The sequence below is a fragment of the Streptomyces sp. NPDC107575 genome (genome assembly GCF_055657265.1).
The window spans coordinates 177424-193744 of record NZ_JBVKBG010000003.1 but is presented as its reverse complement, the minus strand read 5'-3'; the positions used below and the strand labels follow the sequence as shown (position 1 = coordinate 193744).

Here is a 16321-nt window from a genome sequence, read left to right as displayed (position 1 = left end):
TTCTTTGCCGGAAAATCGTTCGGACGTTCCCGTGTGCGCTTTAATCTCTGCCTCACCCGCGGCCGCCTCGGCCGCCGCGCGCGAAGGGACGAGCTGCACATCTCACGGAAAATCAGTCGGAAGGGCTGTCACGCATGCAGGGTTCGGTCGACGGCTTCAGTTACGGGCTCGTCACACCGGTGGTGGCGTACCTCATGGCCTGCCTCGGAGGCGCCCTGGGGCTGCGCTGCACCACGAGATCCCTGCTCGTCGCCAACACCTGGCGGGTGGGGTGGCTCGCGCTGGGCTCGGCGGCGATCGGCTCCGGGATATGGACCATGCACTTCATCGCGATGATGGGCTTCAGCGTGAAGGGCATGGCGATCCGCTACGACCCGCTGACCACGTTCGCGAGCCTCGGTGTGGCCGTCCTCATGGTCGGCATCGGCGTCTTCATCGTCGGCTACAAGGGCGCGACCGGCCCCGCGCTGTTCACCGGAGGCACCATCACGGGCCTCGGGGTGGCGTCGATGCACTACCTCGGAATGGCCGGAATGCGTCTTCACGGGACGATCAGTTACAACACGTTCACCGTGGTCGCCTCCGTGATCATCGCCATGGCGGCGGCGACCGCCGCCCTGTGGGCGGCCGTCCAGGTGCGCGGCATCATGTGGAGCCTCGGCGCGAGCCTGATCATGGGGCTCGCCGTCTCGGGGATGCACTACATGGCGATGGCGGGCGTCAGCGTCCACGCGCACGCCGATGCCGCAGGATCCCTCGGAGGGGACTCGGCCACCGCCATCCTCGGGCCCATGCTGATCGGCCCGCTGGGCTTCCTGCTCCTGGCCGGCGTGGTCGTCGTGTTCGACCCGCTGCTGGTCACGGGCCGCCCCGACTGGCGCGACAGCCGGGCGGCGCAGGCCCGGCTCGGTACCCCCGCCCCTGCCGTCACGCGACTGCGCCGCCCCCTGGGTCGGCCCCGCTCGCGCACGCCGCAGGACTGGTGACCCGGAGCCCGTGAGGGCCGGGCCCGACAGCGGTTCGGGCCCGGTTGTCAGTGGTGGGTCGTACGGTTGATTCCATGCGGCCCGTATCCAAGATCGAACGCACGGTGGCGCCTTTCGAGGTCGTCAGCCCGTACCAGCCCAGCGGTGACCAGCCCGCGGCCATCGCCGAGCTGGAGAAGCGCGTCTCCGGGGGCGAGAAGGACGTCGTCCTGCTCGGCGCGACCGGCACCGGCAAGTCCGCCACCACGGCGTGGATGATCGAGAAGCTCCAGCGCCCCACGCTCGTGATGGCGCCGAACAAGACGCTGGCCGCCCAGCTGGCCAACGAGTTCCGCGAGCTGCTGCCGAACAACGCGGTCGAGTACTTCGTCTCGTACTACGACTACTACCAACCCGAGGCGTACGTTCCGCAGTCGGACACGTACATCGAGAAGGACTCCTCGATCAACGAGGAGGTGGAGCGCCTGCGCCACTCCGCGACGAACTCGCTGCTGACCCGCAGGGACGTCGTCGTGGTCGCCTCCGTCTCCTGCATCTACGGCCTCGGCACCCCGCAGGAGTACGTGGACCGCATGGTCCCCCTGAAGGTCGGGGACGAGATCGACCGGGACGACCTGCTGCGCCGCTTCGTGGACATCCAGTACACGCGCAACGACGTGGCGTTCCAGCGCGGCACCTTCCGGGTCCGCGGCGACACCATCGAGATCTTCCCCGTCTACGAAGAGCTCGCGGTCCGCATCGAGATGTTCGGCGACGAGATCGAGTCCCTCTCCACGCTCCACCCGCTCACCGGCGAGGTCATCAGCGACGACGAGTCGCTGTACATCTTCCCGGCGACGCACTACGTGGCGGGCCCCGAGCGCCTGGAGCGCGCGGCCAACGACATCGAGAAGGAGCTGGAGGAGCGTCTCGCCGAGCTGGAGAAGCAGGGCAAGATGCTGGAGGCCCAGCGCCTGCGCATGCGGACCACGTACGACCTCGAGATGCTCCGCCAGATCGGCTCCTGCTCCGGCGTGGAGAACTACTCGATGCACTTCGACGGCCGCGAGCCCGGCTCCCCGCCGAACACGCTGCTCGACTACTTCCCGGACGACTTCCTGCTCGTGATCGACGAGTCGCACGTCACCGTGCCGCAGATCGGCGCCATGTACGAGGGCGACGCCTCCCGCAAGCGCACGCTCGTGGACCACGGCTTCCGGCTCCCGTCCGCGCTGGACAACCGCCCGCTCAAGTGGGAGGAGTTCCAGGAGCGCATCGGCCAGACCGTCTACCTGTCGGCGACCCCCGGCAACTACGAGCTGTCGCGCGCGGACGGCCACGTCGAGCAGATCATCCGCCCCACCGGCCTCGTCGACCCCGAGGTCGTCGTGAAGCCCACCGAGGGGCAGATCGACGACCTGGTGCACGAGATCCGTACGCGCACGGAGAAGGACGAGCGCGTCCTGGTCACCACGCTCACCAAGAAGATGGCCGAGGACCTCACCGACTACTTCATCGAGCTCGGCATCCAGGTCCGCTATCTGCACAGCGACGTCGACACCCTGCGCCGTGTCGAGCTGCTGCGCGAGCTGCGCGCGGGCGAGTTCGACGTGCTGGTCGGCATCAACCTGCTGCGCGAGGGCCTCGACCTGCCCGAGGTCTCCCTGGTCGCGATCCTCGACGCCGACAAGGAAGGCTTCCTGCGTTCCGGCACGTCGCTGATCCAGACGATCGGCCGCGCGGCGCGAAATGTCTCCGGGCAGGTCCACATGTACGCGGACAAGATCACCCCGGCGATGGAGAAGGCCATCGACGAGACCAACCGCCGCCGCGAGAAGCAGGTCGCGTACAACGAGGCGAACGGGATCGACCCCCAGCCCCTCCGGAAGAAGATCAACGACATCGTGGCGTCCATCGCGCGCGAGGACGTCGACACGGAGGCGCTGCTCGGCACCGGGTACCGCAAGGGCGGCAAGGACGGAAAGGGTGCCAAGGCCCCCGTGCCCTCGGCCGGGAAGGCGGACAAGGCGCCGGCCAAGAAGAAGCGCGGCAAGGCGGAGGAGACGGTTCCCACCGACCGTCCCGCGGCCGAGCTGTCCGGGCAGATCGAGGAGCTGACCGAGCGGATGCGGGCGGCCGCCGCCGACCTGCAGTTCGAGGTCGCGGCACGGCTGCGCGACGAGGTGTCGGAGATGAAGAAGGAGCTGCGGCAGATGAAGGAGGCGGGCATCGCCTGACCTGCCACGACGGGCGGGGGTGGCGTGGCGTGTTGCAGGACCGCCACAAAACCCCGCCCACGGTGGCGGCGTTGTCGGTGCCGCCCTCTAGGGTTTGGGCCAACCGTGCATGTGGCGCGGCAACAGGGGACGGTCCGAGAGGGGACAGCGCGTGGGCATCGACTTGACCAAGGGTCAGGCCATCAGCCTGGAGAAGCAGGGCGGGGGCACCCTCACCGCCGTACGGATGGGACTCGGCTGGCAGGCGGCTCCTCGGCGCGGCCTGTTCGGCACGCGCACGCGCGAGGTCGACCTCGACGCGTCGGCGGTCCTCTTCGCCGACAAGCAACCCGTCGACGTGGTCTTCTTCCGCCACCTCGTCAGCGACGACGGTTCGGTGCGGCACACCGGTGACAATCTGGTCGGCGGCGCGGGCCAGGGCGGCGACGACGAGTCGATCGTCGTCGACCTGCAGCGCGTCCCGGTCCACATCGACCAGATCGTCTTCACGGTCAACTCCTTCACGGGGCAGACCTTCCAGGAGGTGCAGAACGCGTTCTGCCGCCTGGTCGACGAGACGAACGGCCAGGAGCTCGCCCGCTACACGCTGGACGGCGGCGGGAAGTACACGGCGCAGATCATGGCGAAGGTGCACCGGGACGGCGCGGGCTGGAAGATGACGGCTCTGGGAGAAGCGGCGCAGGGGCGCACGTTCCAGGACCTGATGCCCTCGATCCTGCCCAGCCTGTAGCGGACCCACGATGGCGGCCGAACTGGTGAGGGGGCAGAACCACCCCCTCACCCAGACCCGTCTGGAGATCCGGGTGTCGGCCGGCCGCCCGGTCGTCGCGGGCGCCACGCTCGCCGACGACCGGGGCGTCGTGCGCGGCGCGGACCGGATCGCCCACCCCGGCGCGCCCGCGCTGCCGGGCATCGAGGTCCCGCGCCGGGCCGCGGCCGAGCACCGACTGACCGTCGACCTGGACGCGATGCCGCGGGACGTGCACCGCGTCACCGTGCTGCTCGCGCTGCCGGTGTGCGCCGGCGGCCAGGAGCGGTTCGGCGCCGCGGCGGCCCCGTTCCTCGCGGTCGGCGGGCCGGACGGCGCGGAGGAGGCCAGCTACACGATCACCGACCTCGACACGGAGTCGGCCGTCGTCGCCCTGGAGCTCTACCGCAGGCACAGCGCCTGGAAGGTGCGCGCCGTCGGCCAGGGCTACGCCGAAGGCCTCGCCGCGCTCCTCGCCGACCAGGGCCTGCCGGATGCGCGGGCCCTCGCGGGCACCATCCACGGCGCCGTCGCCCACGACCGCGCCGTGGCGCCCTCGCCGCGTACCCCGGAGACCCGTACGCCGGAGAACCGCCCGGAGGCCGCGGACGGGGCGCATGTGCCCGCGGCGGCCACCGCGGGCCACGCCTCCGCGGCCCTGCCTCCGGCCACCCCCACGCCGACCGCGGCGCCGGGCGGCGGCCCCATCGACTACACCCACCCCCGGCGCCAGGACAGCGCGCCGTTCACGCCCGCGCCGCAGCCCGCGACACCGGTCGCCGGGGACGCGACGGGCTGGTCCCTGGACGAGCGGCTCTACAACCAGGTGTGGGGCATGTTCGAGGACCTGGCCCGCACCACGGCCGCGTACCGCGGCGCCGTCGGCTTCGCGGACTCCCGCATGGAGCGCGAGCTCGACGGGGCCCTCGCCGACTCCGCAGACCCGCGCAGCCGCCTCGGCGGCCAGGGCGACGCCGCCCGCGAGGCCGCCCGCGCCAGGCACACTGCCCTGGTCGACCGGGCCAGGGAGGCGCTCGACCGCGACCTGGCGCAGCTCGTCGCCGAGGCCGAGGCCGTCGAGCCCGCGCTCCCGGCGGCGTACGCGGGCTGGGACAGCCCCTGCTGGCACGCCTACCGCAGCCCCGCGGAGCCCGCCATGGCGGTCCGGGTCGGGGAGCTGAGCCTGCCCGAGAGCGAGAGCGCCGGACTGCGCGTCCCGATGCTCGTACGGCTGCCGCTGGAGCGCGGCCTGTGGATCGACGCGGGGCCCTCCGCCGCCGACAGCCTCACCGACGCCGACGCACTGCGCGCGCGTGCCGCCCACACCGCCGTCCTCCACGCGGCCCGGCTGCTCGCGGCCCATCCGGCGGACGGGTTCAGCGTGCACGTCATCGACCCGGCGGGCACCGCGGCGGGCGCGCTCGCCCCGCTCGTGGACGCGGGCGTGCTCGCCGGGCCGCCGGCCAGGGGAGCGGCGGGCGTCGCGGACACGCTGACGCGGCTGACCGAGCGCGTCGACCTCGTACAGATGGCGGTCCGTGCGGGCGCGGCCGACGCGCTGCCGGCGGACCTGGACGTCGCCGAGCAGCTCCTGATCGTGCACGACTTCCCGCACGGCTTCGACGACCGGGCCATCACCCGGCTGCGCTATCTCGCGGACGAGGGGCCGGCGGTCGGCGTGCACCTGATGCTCGTCGCCGACCGGGAGGACGCCGCCGAGTACGGGCCGCTGCTCGACCCCCTGTGGCGCGCCCTGCTGCGCCTCACACCCGTCCCCGACGATCACCTGGCCGATCCCTGGGTCGGCCACGCATGGACGTATGAGCCGCCTTCGGTCCCTCCGGGCAGCGGAATCCTGCGTCAGGTGCTCGCGGAAGTGGCCGAAGCCCGTCGAAAGCGGGGCCTTTGACCTGCGGACTTGGTGACTCCTTTACCTTTCCCTTTACCTTTCATGGGTGTTTCGAGTACGCTCCTTGACGCGGAGGGGAGTACTCCAACGCGGCGTTCCCGTCAGTACGGACGACAGGCCAGAAGGCATCGATCCCGGGGCGCCGGCCCGAGACGCGCCAAGGCGCTCGGGTGGAAGAGACCTCCGGCAGCGACGACGCTGATCAGTAGCCGTACGACGCCGGAGGCGCAGTAGTGGACGTATCAATGACTGTGTGGGTGCTGACCGTTCTCGGTCTGTGCGCCCTCATCGCGGTCGACTTCTTCATCGGGCGCAAGCCCCACGACGTGTCGATCAAGGAAGCGGGCATCTGGACGATCGTCTGGATCGTGCTCGCCGCGCTGTTCGGCGTCGGCGTGATGGTCTGGGGGAGCAGCCAGGCCGGCGGCGAGTTCTTCGCGGGCTTCATCACCGAGAAGTCGCTCAGTGTGGACAACCTCTTCGTCTTCATCCTGATCATGGCGAAGTTCTCGGTACCCACCCAGCTGCAGCAGCGCGTGCTGCTGTTCGGTGTGCTGATCGCCCTCGTGCTGCGCGCGATCTTCATCGCGGCCGGCGCGGCGATCATCTCCAGCTTCTCGTGGGTCTTCTACATCTTCGGCGCCTTCCTCCTGTACACCGCCTGGAAGCTCATCAAGGAGGCCATGGCGGACGAGGAAGAGGAGGAGTTCGAGGAGAACCGCATCCTCAAGTCGATCGAGAAGAAGTTCGGCGTCGCGGACCGGTACCACGGCACGAAGCTCTTCATCCAGCAGCACGGCAAGAAGGTCATGACGCCGCTCCTGGTCGTCATGCTCGCCATCGGCATGACCGACGTGCTGTTCGCGATGGACTCGATCCCGGCGATCTTCGGCCTGACCCAGGACCCGTACATCGTCTTCACCGCCAACGCGTTCGCCCTGATGGGCCTGCGCCAGCTGTACTTCCTCATCGGCGGACTGCTCAAGAAGCTGGTGCACCTCAGCTACGGCCTGTCGGTGATCCTCGGATTCATCGGCGTGAAGCTGATCCTGCACGCGCTGCACGAGTCGGGGGTGCACGTACCGGAGATCTCCATCCCGGTCTCGCTCTCCGTCATCTGCGGCGTCCTGATCATCACGACGATCACCAGCCTCATCGCCTCGAAGAAGCAGGCCGAGAGGGACGCGGCCGAAGCGGCTCAGAAGGACAGCATCGAGGCCTGACGGCGTCGGGCGTAGGAATTACCAGCACCGGGAGCGGTGCGCGGCCGATTGCCGTGCGTCGCTCCCGGTGCTTCTTTGTGCCCTGAGCGCGTCCCGTGGGGGCGCGAGGGCACGACGGGGGAGGACCCCATGAAGTTCGTCCAGATCATCGACTTCGAGTCGCAGCGCTTCGGCGAGATGCGGGAGCTGCTCGAGGCCTTCGAACAGCGGATGCAGGGCACCGAGGGCGGCCCCACGCACCGGATGATGCTCAAGGACCGGGACACCACGGGCCGCTATCTCGCGGTCATCGAGTTCGAGTCCTACGAGGACGCGATGCGCAGCAACGAACACCCCGAGGTGGCCGAGCTCAACAAGCAGCTCTCGGCCCTGTGCACCCGCCCGCCGGCCTTCGTCAACTGCGACCTGAAGGACGTGCGCGAGCTCAAGTGACGTGCGCGCGCGGCGCCCCGCGCCCGCCGGGCGCCGCCGCCCGTGGAGTCGCGCCCCCACCCCGCCACGGGCACCATCGATGAATGATCACCAGAGTGCGGGCGCTGAGTACGCAGTGGACCGTGGTGGTGCCACTGATCGCGATCGTGCTGCTCGCGTTCACCTGGGGCCGCGATCTGCCCGGCGCCGTGGTCGCCGTCGTCGCGGTGGTCCTCGCGGTCTCCGTGCTCGCGGCCGTGCACCACGCGGAGGTCGTCGCCCACCGGGTCGGTGAGCCCTTCGGTTCGCTCGTGCTCGCCGTGGCCGTGACGATCATCGAGGTCGCCCTGATCGTCACCTTGATGGCCGACGGCGGGGCCAAGAGCTCCACGCTCGCCCGCGACACCGTGTTCGCCGCCGTCATGATCACCTGCAACGGCATCGTGGGCGTCAGCCTGCTCGCGGCCGCGCTGCGGCACCGCGTGGCGGTCTTCCAGTCCGAGGGCACCGGCGGAGCCCTCGCCACCGTGGCCACGCTCGCGACGCTCTGCCTGGTCCTGCCGACGTTCACCACCAGCAAGCTCGGCCCGGAGTTCTCCACCTCCCAGCTGGTCTTCTCGGCCGTCGCCGCGCTCGTCCTGTACGGCCTCTTCGTCGCGACGCAGACCGTCCGCCACCGCGACTACTTCCTGCCGATCACCAAGCACGGCGAGGTGATCGACGCCGACGACCACGCCGACGTGCCGAGTACCCGGACCGCCCTGTTCAGCCTCGGTCTGCTCGCGCTCGCCCTGGTCGCCGTCGTCGGACTCACCAAGGGCGTCTCGAAGACGATCGAGCAGGGGGTCGAGGCGGCCGGCATGCCGCAGGCCGTGGTCGGCGTGATCATCGCGCTGCTCGTGCTGCTGCCCGAGACCATCGCGGCGCTCCGCGCGGCCCGCAGGGACCGGGTGCAGACCAGCCTCAACCTCGCGCTCGGCTCGTCCATGGCCAGCATCGGCCTCACGGTGCCTGCCGTCGCCATCGCCTCGTACTGGCTGACCGGGCCGCTCGTCCTCGGGCTCGGCGCCACCCACATGGTGCTGCTCGCGCTGACCATGGTGGTCGCGACCCTCACCATCGTCCCGGGCCGTGCCACACCGCTGCAGGGCGGCGTCCACCTGGTGATCCTGGCCGCGTACATCGAACTCGCCGTCACGCCCTGACCGCCCTGTGACCACCCCCTTCGGGCGGTGCCGGCGCCGTGATAGACCCTCAAGGAGCAAACGCTCTTCTACGGAGGTCCCTCGTGCCGCGCACGCTCGCCAACGCCCCGATCATGGTTCTCAACGGCCCGAACCTGAACCTGCTCGGCAAGCGCCAGCCGGAGATCTACGGCCGCGACACCCTCGCCGACGTCGAGGCCCTGTGCGTGAAGGCGGCCACCGCGCTCGGCGCCACCGTGGACTTCCGGCAGTCCAACCACGAGGGCGAGCTGGTCGACTGGATCCACGAGGCGCGCGAGAACCACGTCGGCATCGTGATCAACCCGGCCGCCTACTCGCACACCTCGGTGGCGATCCTGGACGCGCTCAACACCTGTGACGGCATGCCGGTGGTGGAGGTCCACATCTCCAACATCCACCAGCGCGAGGAGTTCCGGCACCACTCCTACGTGTCGCTGCGCGCCGACGGCGTGATCGCCGGATGCGGTGTGCAGGGCTACGCGTTCGGCGTGGAGCGGGTGGCGGCGCTCGCCGCGCCGGGGACGGCGCAGGCGTAAAAACGCCGCCTATAGGTGGGCCGAAACGAAACGGCCCACCAAAGAGGTCACCAGCCCCGCTCGCGCCACTCCTGGAGGTGGGGGCGCTCGGCGCCCAGCGTCGTGTCGCCCCCGTGCCCCGGGTAGACCCACGTCTCGTCCGGCAGCGTGCCGAAGATCTTCGTCTCGACGTCCTCGATGAGGCTCGCGAAGGCCTCGGGGTCCTTCCACGTGTTGCCCACGCCGCCGGGGAACAGGCAGTCACCGGTGAAGACGTGCGGGTGGCCGTGCGGGTCGTCGTAGACCAGGGCGATCGAACCGGGCGTGTGGCCGACCAGGTGGCGGGCGGTGAGCGTGATCCGGCCGAACTCGACGGTGTCCCCGTCGGCGACGGCCACGTCCGTCGCCACCGGGATCCCCTCGACGTCCTCGCGCCCCGCGTACGTGCGCGCGCCGGTCGCCTCGACGACCTCCTGGAGGGCCTGCCAGTGGTCGCCGTGCCGGTGCGTGGTGACGACGGCCGCGATGCCGTCCTCACCGATGAGACCCAGCAGCGTCCGCGGCTCGTTCGCCGCGTCGATCAGGAGCTGCTGATCGGTCGCGCGGCAGCGCAACAGGTAGGCGTTGTTGTCCATCGGCCCGACCGCGACCTTGGAGATCATCAGATCCCGCAGCTCGTGCACATCCGCCGGGCCGCCGACCTTCACGCTTCCGCTGTACGTCATGGATTCAGCCTATAGCGGGGGCAGGTCGGGCAGGGAGCCCCGGTCGACGGTGAGGGCGCCGCCGTCCCTGCGGCCCGCGAGCCAGCCCAGGAGGTCCGCCTGGTGGCCCTTGACGACGATGCCGAGGGGCGGCAGGGGAGCGCCGTCCTTGATCTCGTCCATGGAGAGCGCCTGCACGGCCCCCGTGGAGATCATCCGGCCGTCGTCCTGCTTGATCAGCAGGGGCGGCAGGCCCGGGTGGTCGCGGAACCGCTTCGCGAGGAAGTTGATCTCCCGCTGGGTGAACTCGGGGGAGAGGTCCTCCAGTTCATAGCCGATCCCGAGGTCCACGTGGTGCAGCTCGACCTCGATCCAGCGCCGGAACGGCACGTTCGAGGCGAGGTCCTTCACGCCGTTGCGCAGCTCCACGGTGCGCGCCCAGTCGGCCTCCTCGGCCCCCAGGCGCTGGAAGCGCTCCGCGCTCTCCTGTACGTCGCCGAGCTGCTCGCGCAGGCCGCGCGGGGCGTCCCGGTCGATGTCGGCGTCCCGGACCTCGGCGCTCGCGTACATGGGGCGGCCCTCGAGGACGTTGACGAGCGCGTCCGCGTTGCGGGCCAGGTGGGCGAGAACGTGCCCGCGGGTCCACCCCGGGAGCCGTGAAGGACCGGCCACGGCGGCGTTGTCCAGGGTGCCGACCGCGGCGAGCAGCCGGTCGGTCGCTTCGCGTACTGACGCCAGGTCGCGCACATGATCACTCATGGCGCCGACGATAGCCCCGCGACACGTTCGGGTGAAGGTGGCCTACGATCCGCGTGAATCGAATGTACGTGCTATATGGTCGAGGGCGGCGTCGGGCATCCTGGAAGTTCTGCGGGGCCCAGTTTGTTACCAAGCAGGGAATCCGACCGGCGTTGTCAGTGGCTCCCTCTAGTCTTCGAAGGACAGCCTTCTCAGGGCCGCTCCGCCTCGATCACGGCGTGAGCGCCCTCGAGAGTCAGACCTCGAGAGACGGGGGCCCGCCCCTGTCACTTGTCTCTCAAGAAAGGTGCGGACCGGCGTGGCCGACCGTCTCATCGTCCGTGGCGCGCGCGAGCACAATCTTCGGAATGTCTCGCTCGACCTCCCGCGCGACTCCCTCATCGTCTTCACCGGTCTGTCCGGCTCCGGTAAGTCCTCCCTCGCGTTCGACACGATCTTCGCCGAGGGGCAGCGCCGGTACGTCGAATCGCTGTCCTCGTACGCGCGCCAGTTCCTCGGCCAGATGGACAAGCCGGACGTCGACTTCATCGAGGGCCTCTCCCCGGCCGTCTCGATCGACCAGAAGTCGACCTCGCGCAACCCGCGCTCCACGGTCGGCACCATCACCGAGGTCTACGACTACCTGCGCCTGCTCTTCGCGCGCGTGGGCAAGCCGCACTGCCCGGAGTGCGGCCGCCCCATCGCCCGCCAGTCGCCGCAGGCCATCGTCGACAAGGTCCTGGAGCTGCCCGAGGGCAGCCGCTTCCAGGTCCTGTCGCCGCTCGTGCGCGAGCGCAAGGGCGAGTTCGTCGACCTCTTCAGCGACCTGCAGACCAAGGGCTACTCCCGCGCGCGCGTGGACGGGCAGACGATCCAGCTGTCCGAGCCGCCGACGCTGAAGAAGCAGGAGAAGCACACCATCGAGGTGGTCGTCGACCGCCTCACCGTGAAGAGCTCCGCCAAGCGCCGCCTGACCGACTCCGTGGAGACGGCCCTCGGCCTCTCCGGCGGCATGGTCGTGCTCGACTTCGTCGACCTCCCCGAGGACGACCCCGAGCGCGAGCGGATGTACTCGGAGCACCTGTACTGCACGTACGACGACCTGTCCTTCGAGGAGCTGGAGCCGCGCTCCTTCTCCTTCAACTCGCCCTTCGGCGCCTGCCCCGACTGCACCGGCATCGGCACGCGCATGGAGGTCGACCCCGAGCTGATCGTCCCGGACGAGGACAAGTCGCTCGACGAGGGCGCCATCCACCCGTGGTCGCACGGGCACACGAAGGACTACTTCGGCCGCCTCATCGGGGCGCTCGCGGACGCGCTCGGATTCCGTACGGACATCCCCTTCGCGGGTCTGCCGCAGCGCGCCAAGAAGGCGCTCCTGAACGGCCACAAGACGCAGATCGAGGTCCGCTACCGCAACAGGTACGGGCGCGAGCGCCGCTACACGACGCCCTTCGAGGGCGCCGTCCCGTTCGTGAAGCGCCGGCACAGCGAGGCCGAGTCGGACGCGAGCCGCGAGCGCTTCGAGGGCTACATGCGCGAGGTGCCCTGCCCGACCTGTGAGGGCACGCGACTGAAGCCGCTGATCCTGGCCGTCACGGTCATGGGCAGGTCCATCGCCGAGGTCTCGGCCATGTCCATCAGCGACTGCGCCGACTTCCTGAGCGAGCTGAAGCTCAACGCGCGCGACAAGAAGATCGCCGAGCGCGTCCTCAAGGAGGTCAACGAGCGGCTGCGCTTCCTCGTCGACGTCGGCCTCGACTACCTGTCGCTCAACCGCGCGGCGGGCACCCTCTCCGGCGGCGAGGCCCAGCGCATCCGGCTCGCCACGCAGATCGGCTCCGGCCTGGTCGGCGTCCTGTACGTGCTCGACGAGCCGTCCATCGGCCTGCACCAGCGCGACAACCACCGGCTCATCGAGACGCTCGTCCGGCTCCGTGACATGGGCAACACGCTCATCGTGGTCGAGCACGACGAGGACACCATCAAGGTCGCCGACTGGATCGTCGACATCGGCCCCGGCGCCGGTGAGCACGGCGGCAAGGTCGTGCACAGCGGTCCGTTGAAGGAGCTGCTGGCGAACCCGGAGTCGATGACCGGTCAGTACCTGGCGGGCAAGAAGGCCATCGCGATCCCGGACATCCGGCGGCCCGCGGACCCGGCCCGCCGCCTCACGGTGCACGGCGCGAAGGAGAACAACCTCCAGGACATCGACGTGTCGTTCCCGCTGGGCGTCCTGACGGCCGTCACCGGCGTCTCGGGCTCCGGCAAGTCGACGCTGGTGAACGACATCCTGTACACGCACCTGGCCAGGGAGTTGAACGGGGCGCGCTCCGTTCCGGGCCGGCACACGCGCGTGGAAGGCGACGACCTCGTCGACAAGGTCGTGCACGTCGACCAGTCGCCCATCGGCCGCACGCCGCGGTCGAATCCGGCGACGTACACCGGAGTCTTCGACAACGTCCGCAAGCTGTTCGCCGAGACGACCGAGGCGAAGGTCCGCGGCTACCTGCCGGGGCGCTTCTCCTTCAACGTCAAGGGCGGCCGCTGCGAGAACTGCTCCGGTGACGGCACTATCAAGATCGAGATGAACTTCCTGCCGGACGTGTACGTCCCGTGCGAGGTCTGCCACGGCGCGCGCTACAACCGGGAGACCCTTGAGGTCCACTACAAGGGCAAGTCCATCTCCGAGGTCCTGGACATGCCGATCGAGGAGGCGCTGAGCTTCTTCGAGGCCGTCCCGGCGATCGCCCGCCACCTGAAGACGCTCAACGACGTGGGTCTCGGCTACGTCCGGCTCGGGCAGCCCGCGCCGACGCTCTCCGGCGGTGAGGCGCAGCGCGTGAAGCTCGCCAGTGAGCTCCAGAAGCGTTCCACGGGCCGCACGGTGTACGTGCTCGACGAGCCGACCACGGGTCTGCACTTCGAGGACATCAGCAAGCTCATCACCGTGCTCTCCGGGCTCGTCGACAAGGGCAACTCGGTGATCGTCATCGAGCACAACCTCGACGTCATCAAGACCGCCGACTGGATCGTCGACATGGGTCCCGAGGGCGGCAGCGGCGGCGGGCTCGTCGTCGCCGAGGGCACCCCGGAGCAGGTCGCGGCCGTGCCGACCAGCCACACCGGCAAGTTCCTGCGCGACGTCCTCGGCGCCGACCGGGTCAGCGACGCGGCCGTGCCCGCCACGCGCGCCCGCAAGGCGGCGAAGAAGACCGTGGCGGCGACGAAGGCCCCGGCCAAGAAGACGGCCACGGCGAAGTCGACGACCGCCAAGAAGGCGGCCACCAAGTCGGCCGCCACCAAGGCCGCAGCGAAGAAGCCCGCCGCCAAGAAGGCGACCGGGAAGACCCGCAAGGCCTGACGGAGGCCCGGCGTCGCCGGCACACGCGCGAAGGCGCCCCGTGGGAACTCCCCACGGGGCGCCGCCCGTTCAGGATCCGGTCCTCAGGTCACACCTCACCAGGCGGGGCCCACCAGCTCGTCGGCGTACGGCGGTTCCGCGCCCGCGCGGGAGCAGGTGACCGCCGCCGCGCGCGCGGCGAACCGCAGCAGCCGGGACCAGGCCTCGCCGTCCAGCCCGGCGATCGCGGCGGGGGAGAGGGCGTCAAGCCGCGAAAGCCCGTGCAGCAGCGCCGCGTTGACGGTGTCACCGGCGCCGATCGTGTCCACGACGTCGACCGTCTCGCCCGGCACCGAGTACTCGCCCCCGTCCCGCGTGAGCACGGTCAGCCCCTCCCCGCCGCGCGTGATCACCACGGCGGCAGGGCCCGCGGCCAGCCACTCCTGCGGCGTGCCGCCCAGCCACTCGGCGTCTTCCTCGGAAAGCTTCAGCAGCGTCGTCGACGCGAGCCAGCTCTTGAAGCGGGCCCGGTAGGCGTCCGCGTCCGGGATCAGGCCGGCCCGGATGTTCGGGTCGAGCGCCGTGCACACGCCCTGCGCGGCGGCCGAGCGCATCACGTCCTCGTACGCGGTCGCGCCCGGTTCGAGGACCAGCGAGCACGTGCCGAACGACACCGCGCGCGTGCCCTCCGGCAGTGCGTCGGGGGCCGCGAAGAGCCGGTCGGCCGTCCCCTCCACGTAGAAGGAGTACCCGGCGGAGCCGTCCGCGCCGATGGAGGCCACGGCGAGCGTCGTCGGCTCGTCGCCGCGCTGCACCGGGGACACGTCCACCCCCGCCGCCCGCAGGCCGCCGAGCAGCGCCTCGCCGAAGGCGTCCCGCGACACCCGGGAGCAGAACGCGACGGGCGAGCCGAGGCGGCCGAGCGCCACCGCCGTGTTGTACGGGCCGCCGCCGAGCCGCGGGGCGAGGGCGGGCAGTTCGGTGCCGGGGCCGCCGTCGGTGGGCACGCCCTGCGGGACGAGGTCGATCAGTGCCTCTCCGGCGACGACGATCACGGTGTTTCCTTTCGAGCGGACGAGCGGGCACCGTCGACGCTAGAGCCTCACGCACGGCGAGGCACCCGCCTCACCCGAACCGGGCACGCCCGCCGCGCACCCGGGCACGTACGCCCCGGAAACCGGGCACGGTTCACCGCAGGACCGCGCTCCCGGCCCTCACTCCCAGTCCCAGCCGATCCCCACAAGGCCCGCCCGCACCTGCGGCTCCACCATGTGCACGGACCGGTGGGGGCCGCTCAGCACGAGCTCGTGGCGGTCGTCGCGCGGGGCCGCGGCCGACCGCTGGGCGAAGCGGTGGCAGCGCACGGGCAGCGCGTCGTCCGAGAACCTGACCTGGAGCGCGTACTGCCCTCCGGCGAAGCCGAATCCGCGGACGTACTCGGACGCGGAACCGGCCGTCCCGTCCTCGAACCCGTAGCGGAACAGATGGGTGTCGCCCGCCCGCAGCCGCGCGTCGAAGAGCAACTCCGCGACCAGGACGCCCGTCCCGGCATCCCAGCGCACCCGCCCCGTACGGCAGTTCTCCATGGCGCAGACCGCCACATCCGCCGGGGTGCATCCCGGATCGCCATGGTGGACGGCCACATAGCGATCCACGCCGTCGCGGTGCGCCCGCACGATCTGCTGCGAGTCCCTGCCGAGGAGCTGCCGGTGCCCGCCGATCCGCACCCGCTCGTGGTGCCCGACGGTGTGCAGCCCGCCGTCCAGCGGCGACCCCAGCTCCGTGAGCAGCCGCTCGACGGCCCCGGACGCCTCGGTGAACGACCGGTACGAGCGGCCCGCCCGGCCCTTGGGCGCGGCCGCTTCGGGTGCCGGGCCGAGCAGCCGGATCAGCGACTCCTCGGGCAGTTCGAGGATCTCCTCCAGGGCGCGCACGGCCCGCATCGACTCGGGACGCTGCGGCCGCCGCGCGCCCTGCTGCCAGTAGCTCAGGCTGGTGACCCCGATGTGGACGCCACGGCGTGCCAGGTGATGGCGCACCCGGTGCAGGGGCAGCCGCCGGGCGGCGATCGCGGCCCGCAGGGCGCTGCTGAACGGGCCGGAGCGCAGCGCGGCCTCCAGGTTCGGCGCCCGGGCCGCTTCGGTCCGTCGTTCTTCGAGCCGCATGCTCACCGCCTCAAGTCACCCGGCATTGAAGCGTGTTGACTTGCGCCCGACAAGCCTCGATGCGCACCACACCGACCGCCACCGCGCGACCACGCACAGGCGTCGGGCGGCGCGGCCGGCCGCGTACCGCCCGGAGC

The 16321-nt window shown here is 70.7% G+C and carries 13 protein-coding genes; 9 read left to right on the top strand and 4 right to left on the bottom strand.

All coding sequences use genetic code 11. The features are described 5' to 3' along the window. Positions 1 to 134 precede the first annotated feature (134 nt). The 8 genes from ACZ7L4_RS14115 to aroQ all read left to right on the top strand — a co-directional run bounded on the left by ACZ7L4_RS14115 (position 135) and on the right by aroQ (position 9255). On the top strand, positions 135 to 986 hold the full coding sequence (locus ACZ7L4_RS14115; RefSeq protein WP_472102326.1) for an MHYT domain-containing protein: 852 nt from the start codon (positions 135 to 137) through the stop codon (positions 984 to 986). Positions 987 to 1060: 74 nt separating this feature from the next. After that, entirely contained in the window at positions 1061 to 3202 is a 2142-nt protein-coding gene (gene uvrB / locus ACZ7L4_RS14110; protein WP_472102324.1) for an excinuclease ABC subunit UvrB, read from the top strand. 163 nt (positions 3203 to 3365) lie between these two features. Continuing rightward, complete coding sequence (locus tag ACZ7L4_RS14105; RefSeq protein WP_472103994.1) at positions 3366 to 3932, top strand: TerD family protein; 567 nt, start codon at positions 3366 to 3368, stop codon at positions 3930 to 3932. A 10-nt stretch (positions 3933 to 3942) separates the two neighbouring features. Next, entirely contained in the window at positions 3943 to 5859 is a 1917-nt protein-coding gene (locus ACZ7L4_RS14100; protein ID WP_472102322.1) for a TerD family protein, read from the top strand. A gap of 233 nt (positions 5860 to 6092) precedes the next feature. Further along, the gene (locus tag ACZ7L4_RS14095) at positions 6093 to 7082 is read left to right on the top strand and encodes a TerC family protein (protein WP_472102320.1); all 990 of its coding nucleotides are present in this window, start codon (positions 6093 to 6095) and stop codon (positions 7080 to 7082) included. A gap of 129 nt (positions 7083 to 7211) precedes the next feature. Further along, positions 7212 to 7514: a hypothetical protein gene (locus ACZ7L4_RS14090; RefSeq protein WP_472102319.1), complete on the top strand. Its 303-nt coding sequence runs from the start codon at positions 7212 to 7214 to the stop codon at positions 7512 to 7514. 83 nt (positions 7515 to 7597) lie between these two features. Next, positions 7598 to 8698: a calcium:cation antiporter gene (locus ACZ7L4_RS14085; RefSeq protein ID WP_472102317.1), complete on the top strand. Its 1101-nt coding sequence runs from the start codon at positions 7598 to 7600 to the stop codon at positions 8696 to 8698. Positions 8699 to 8781: 83 nt separating this feature from the next. Next, positions 8782 to 9255, top strand: coding sequence for a type II 3-dehydroquinate dehydratase (gene aroQ, locus ACZ7L4_RS14080; RefSeq protein ID WP_472102315.1), 474 nt, complete (start codon positions 8782 to 8784; stop codon positions 9253 to 9255). Positions 9256 to 9302: 47 nt separating this feature from the next. On the opposite strand, the gene ACZ7L4_RS14075 is transcribed toward aroQ, so the two are convergent. Together ACZ7L4_RS14075 and ACZ7L4_RS14070 are read right to left on the bottom strand one after the other, a co-directional pair. Then, on the bottom strand, positions 9303 to 9959 hold the full coding sequence (locus tag ACZ7L4_RS14075) for an MBL fold metallo-hydrolase (RefSeq protein ID WP_472102313.1): 657 nt from the start codon (positions 9957 to 9959) through the stop codon (positions 9303 to 9305). A 9-nt stretch (positions 9960 to 9968) separates the two neighbouring features. Next, complete coding sequence (locus ACZ7L4_RS14070; RefSeq protein WP_472102311.1) at positions 9969 to 10697, bottom strand: maleylpyruvate isomerase family mycothiol-dependent enzyme; 729 nt, start codon at positions 10695 to 10697, stop codon at positions 9969 to 9971. 298 nt (positions 10698 to 10995) lie between these two features. Here ACZ7L4_RS14070 and uvrA point away from each other — a divergent pair, with 298 nt between their 5' ends. Continuing rightward, a complete protein-coding gene (gene uvrA / locus ACZ7L4_RS14065; protein ID WP_472102309.1) occupies positions 10996 to 14040 on the top strand; it encodes an excinuclease ABC subunit UvrA in 3045 nt (1014 codons plus the stop codon). A gap of 95 nt (positions 14041 to 14135) precedes the next feature. Here uvrA and ACZ7L4_RS14060 read toward each other — a convergent pair whose 3' ends face one another. Continuing rightward, positions 14136 to 15074 carry a carbohydrate kinase family protein gene (locus tag ACZ7L4_RS14060; protein WP_472102307.1) on the bottom strand — a complete coding sequence of 313 codons (939 nt, stop codon included), beginning with the start codon at positions 15072 to 15074 and terminating at the stop codon, positions 14136 to 14138. A gap of 159 nt (positions 15075 to 15233) precedes the next feature. Then, a complete protein-coding gene (locus ACZ7L4_RS14055; protein WP_472102306.1) occupies positions 15234 to 16184 on the bottom strand; it encodes a hypothetical protein in 951 nt (316 codons plus the stop codon). Positions 16185 to 16321: the final 137 nt, after the last annotated feature.

Coding starts and splice junctions, on each gene's coding strand:
- ACZ7L4_RS14115 (WP_472102326.1), top strand. CDS start 135: ATGCAGGGTTCGGTCGACGGCTTCAGTTACGGGCTCGTCACACCGGTG.
- uvrB (WP_472102324.1), top strand. CDS start 1,061: ATGCGGCCCGTATCCAAGATCGAACGCACGGTGGCGCCTTTCGAGGTC.
- ACZ7L4_RS14100 (WP_472102322.1), top strand. CDS start 3,943: ATGGCGGCCGAACTGGTGAGGGGGCAGAACCACCCCCTCACCCAGACC.
- ACZ7L4_RS14090 (WP_472102319.1), top strand. CDS start 7,212: ATGAAGTTCGTCCAGATCATCGACTTCGAGTCGCAGCGCTTCGGCGAG.
- ACZ7L4_RS14085 (WP_472102317.1), top strand. CDS start 7,598: ATGATCACCAGAGTGCGGGCGCTGAGTACGCAGTGGACCGTGGTGGTG.
- ACZ7L4_RS14075 (WP_472102313.1), bottom strand. CDS start 9,959: ATGACGTACAGCGGAAGCGTGAAGGTCGGCGGCCCGGCGGATGTGCAC.
- ACZ7L4_RS14070 (WP_472102311.1), bottom strand. CDS start 10,697: ATGAGTGATCATGTGCGCGACCTGGCGTCAGTACGCGAAGCGACCGAC.
- ACZ7L4_RS14055 (WP_472102306.1), bottom strand. CDS start 16,184: ATGCGGCTCGAAGAACGACGGACCGAAGCGGCCCGGGCGCCGAACCTG.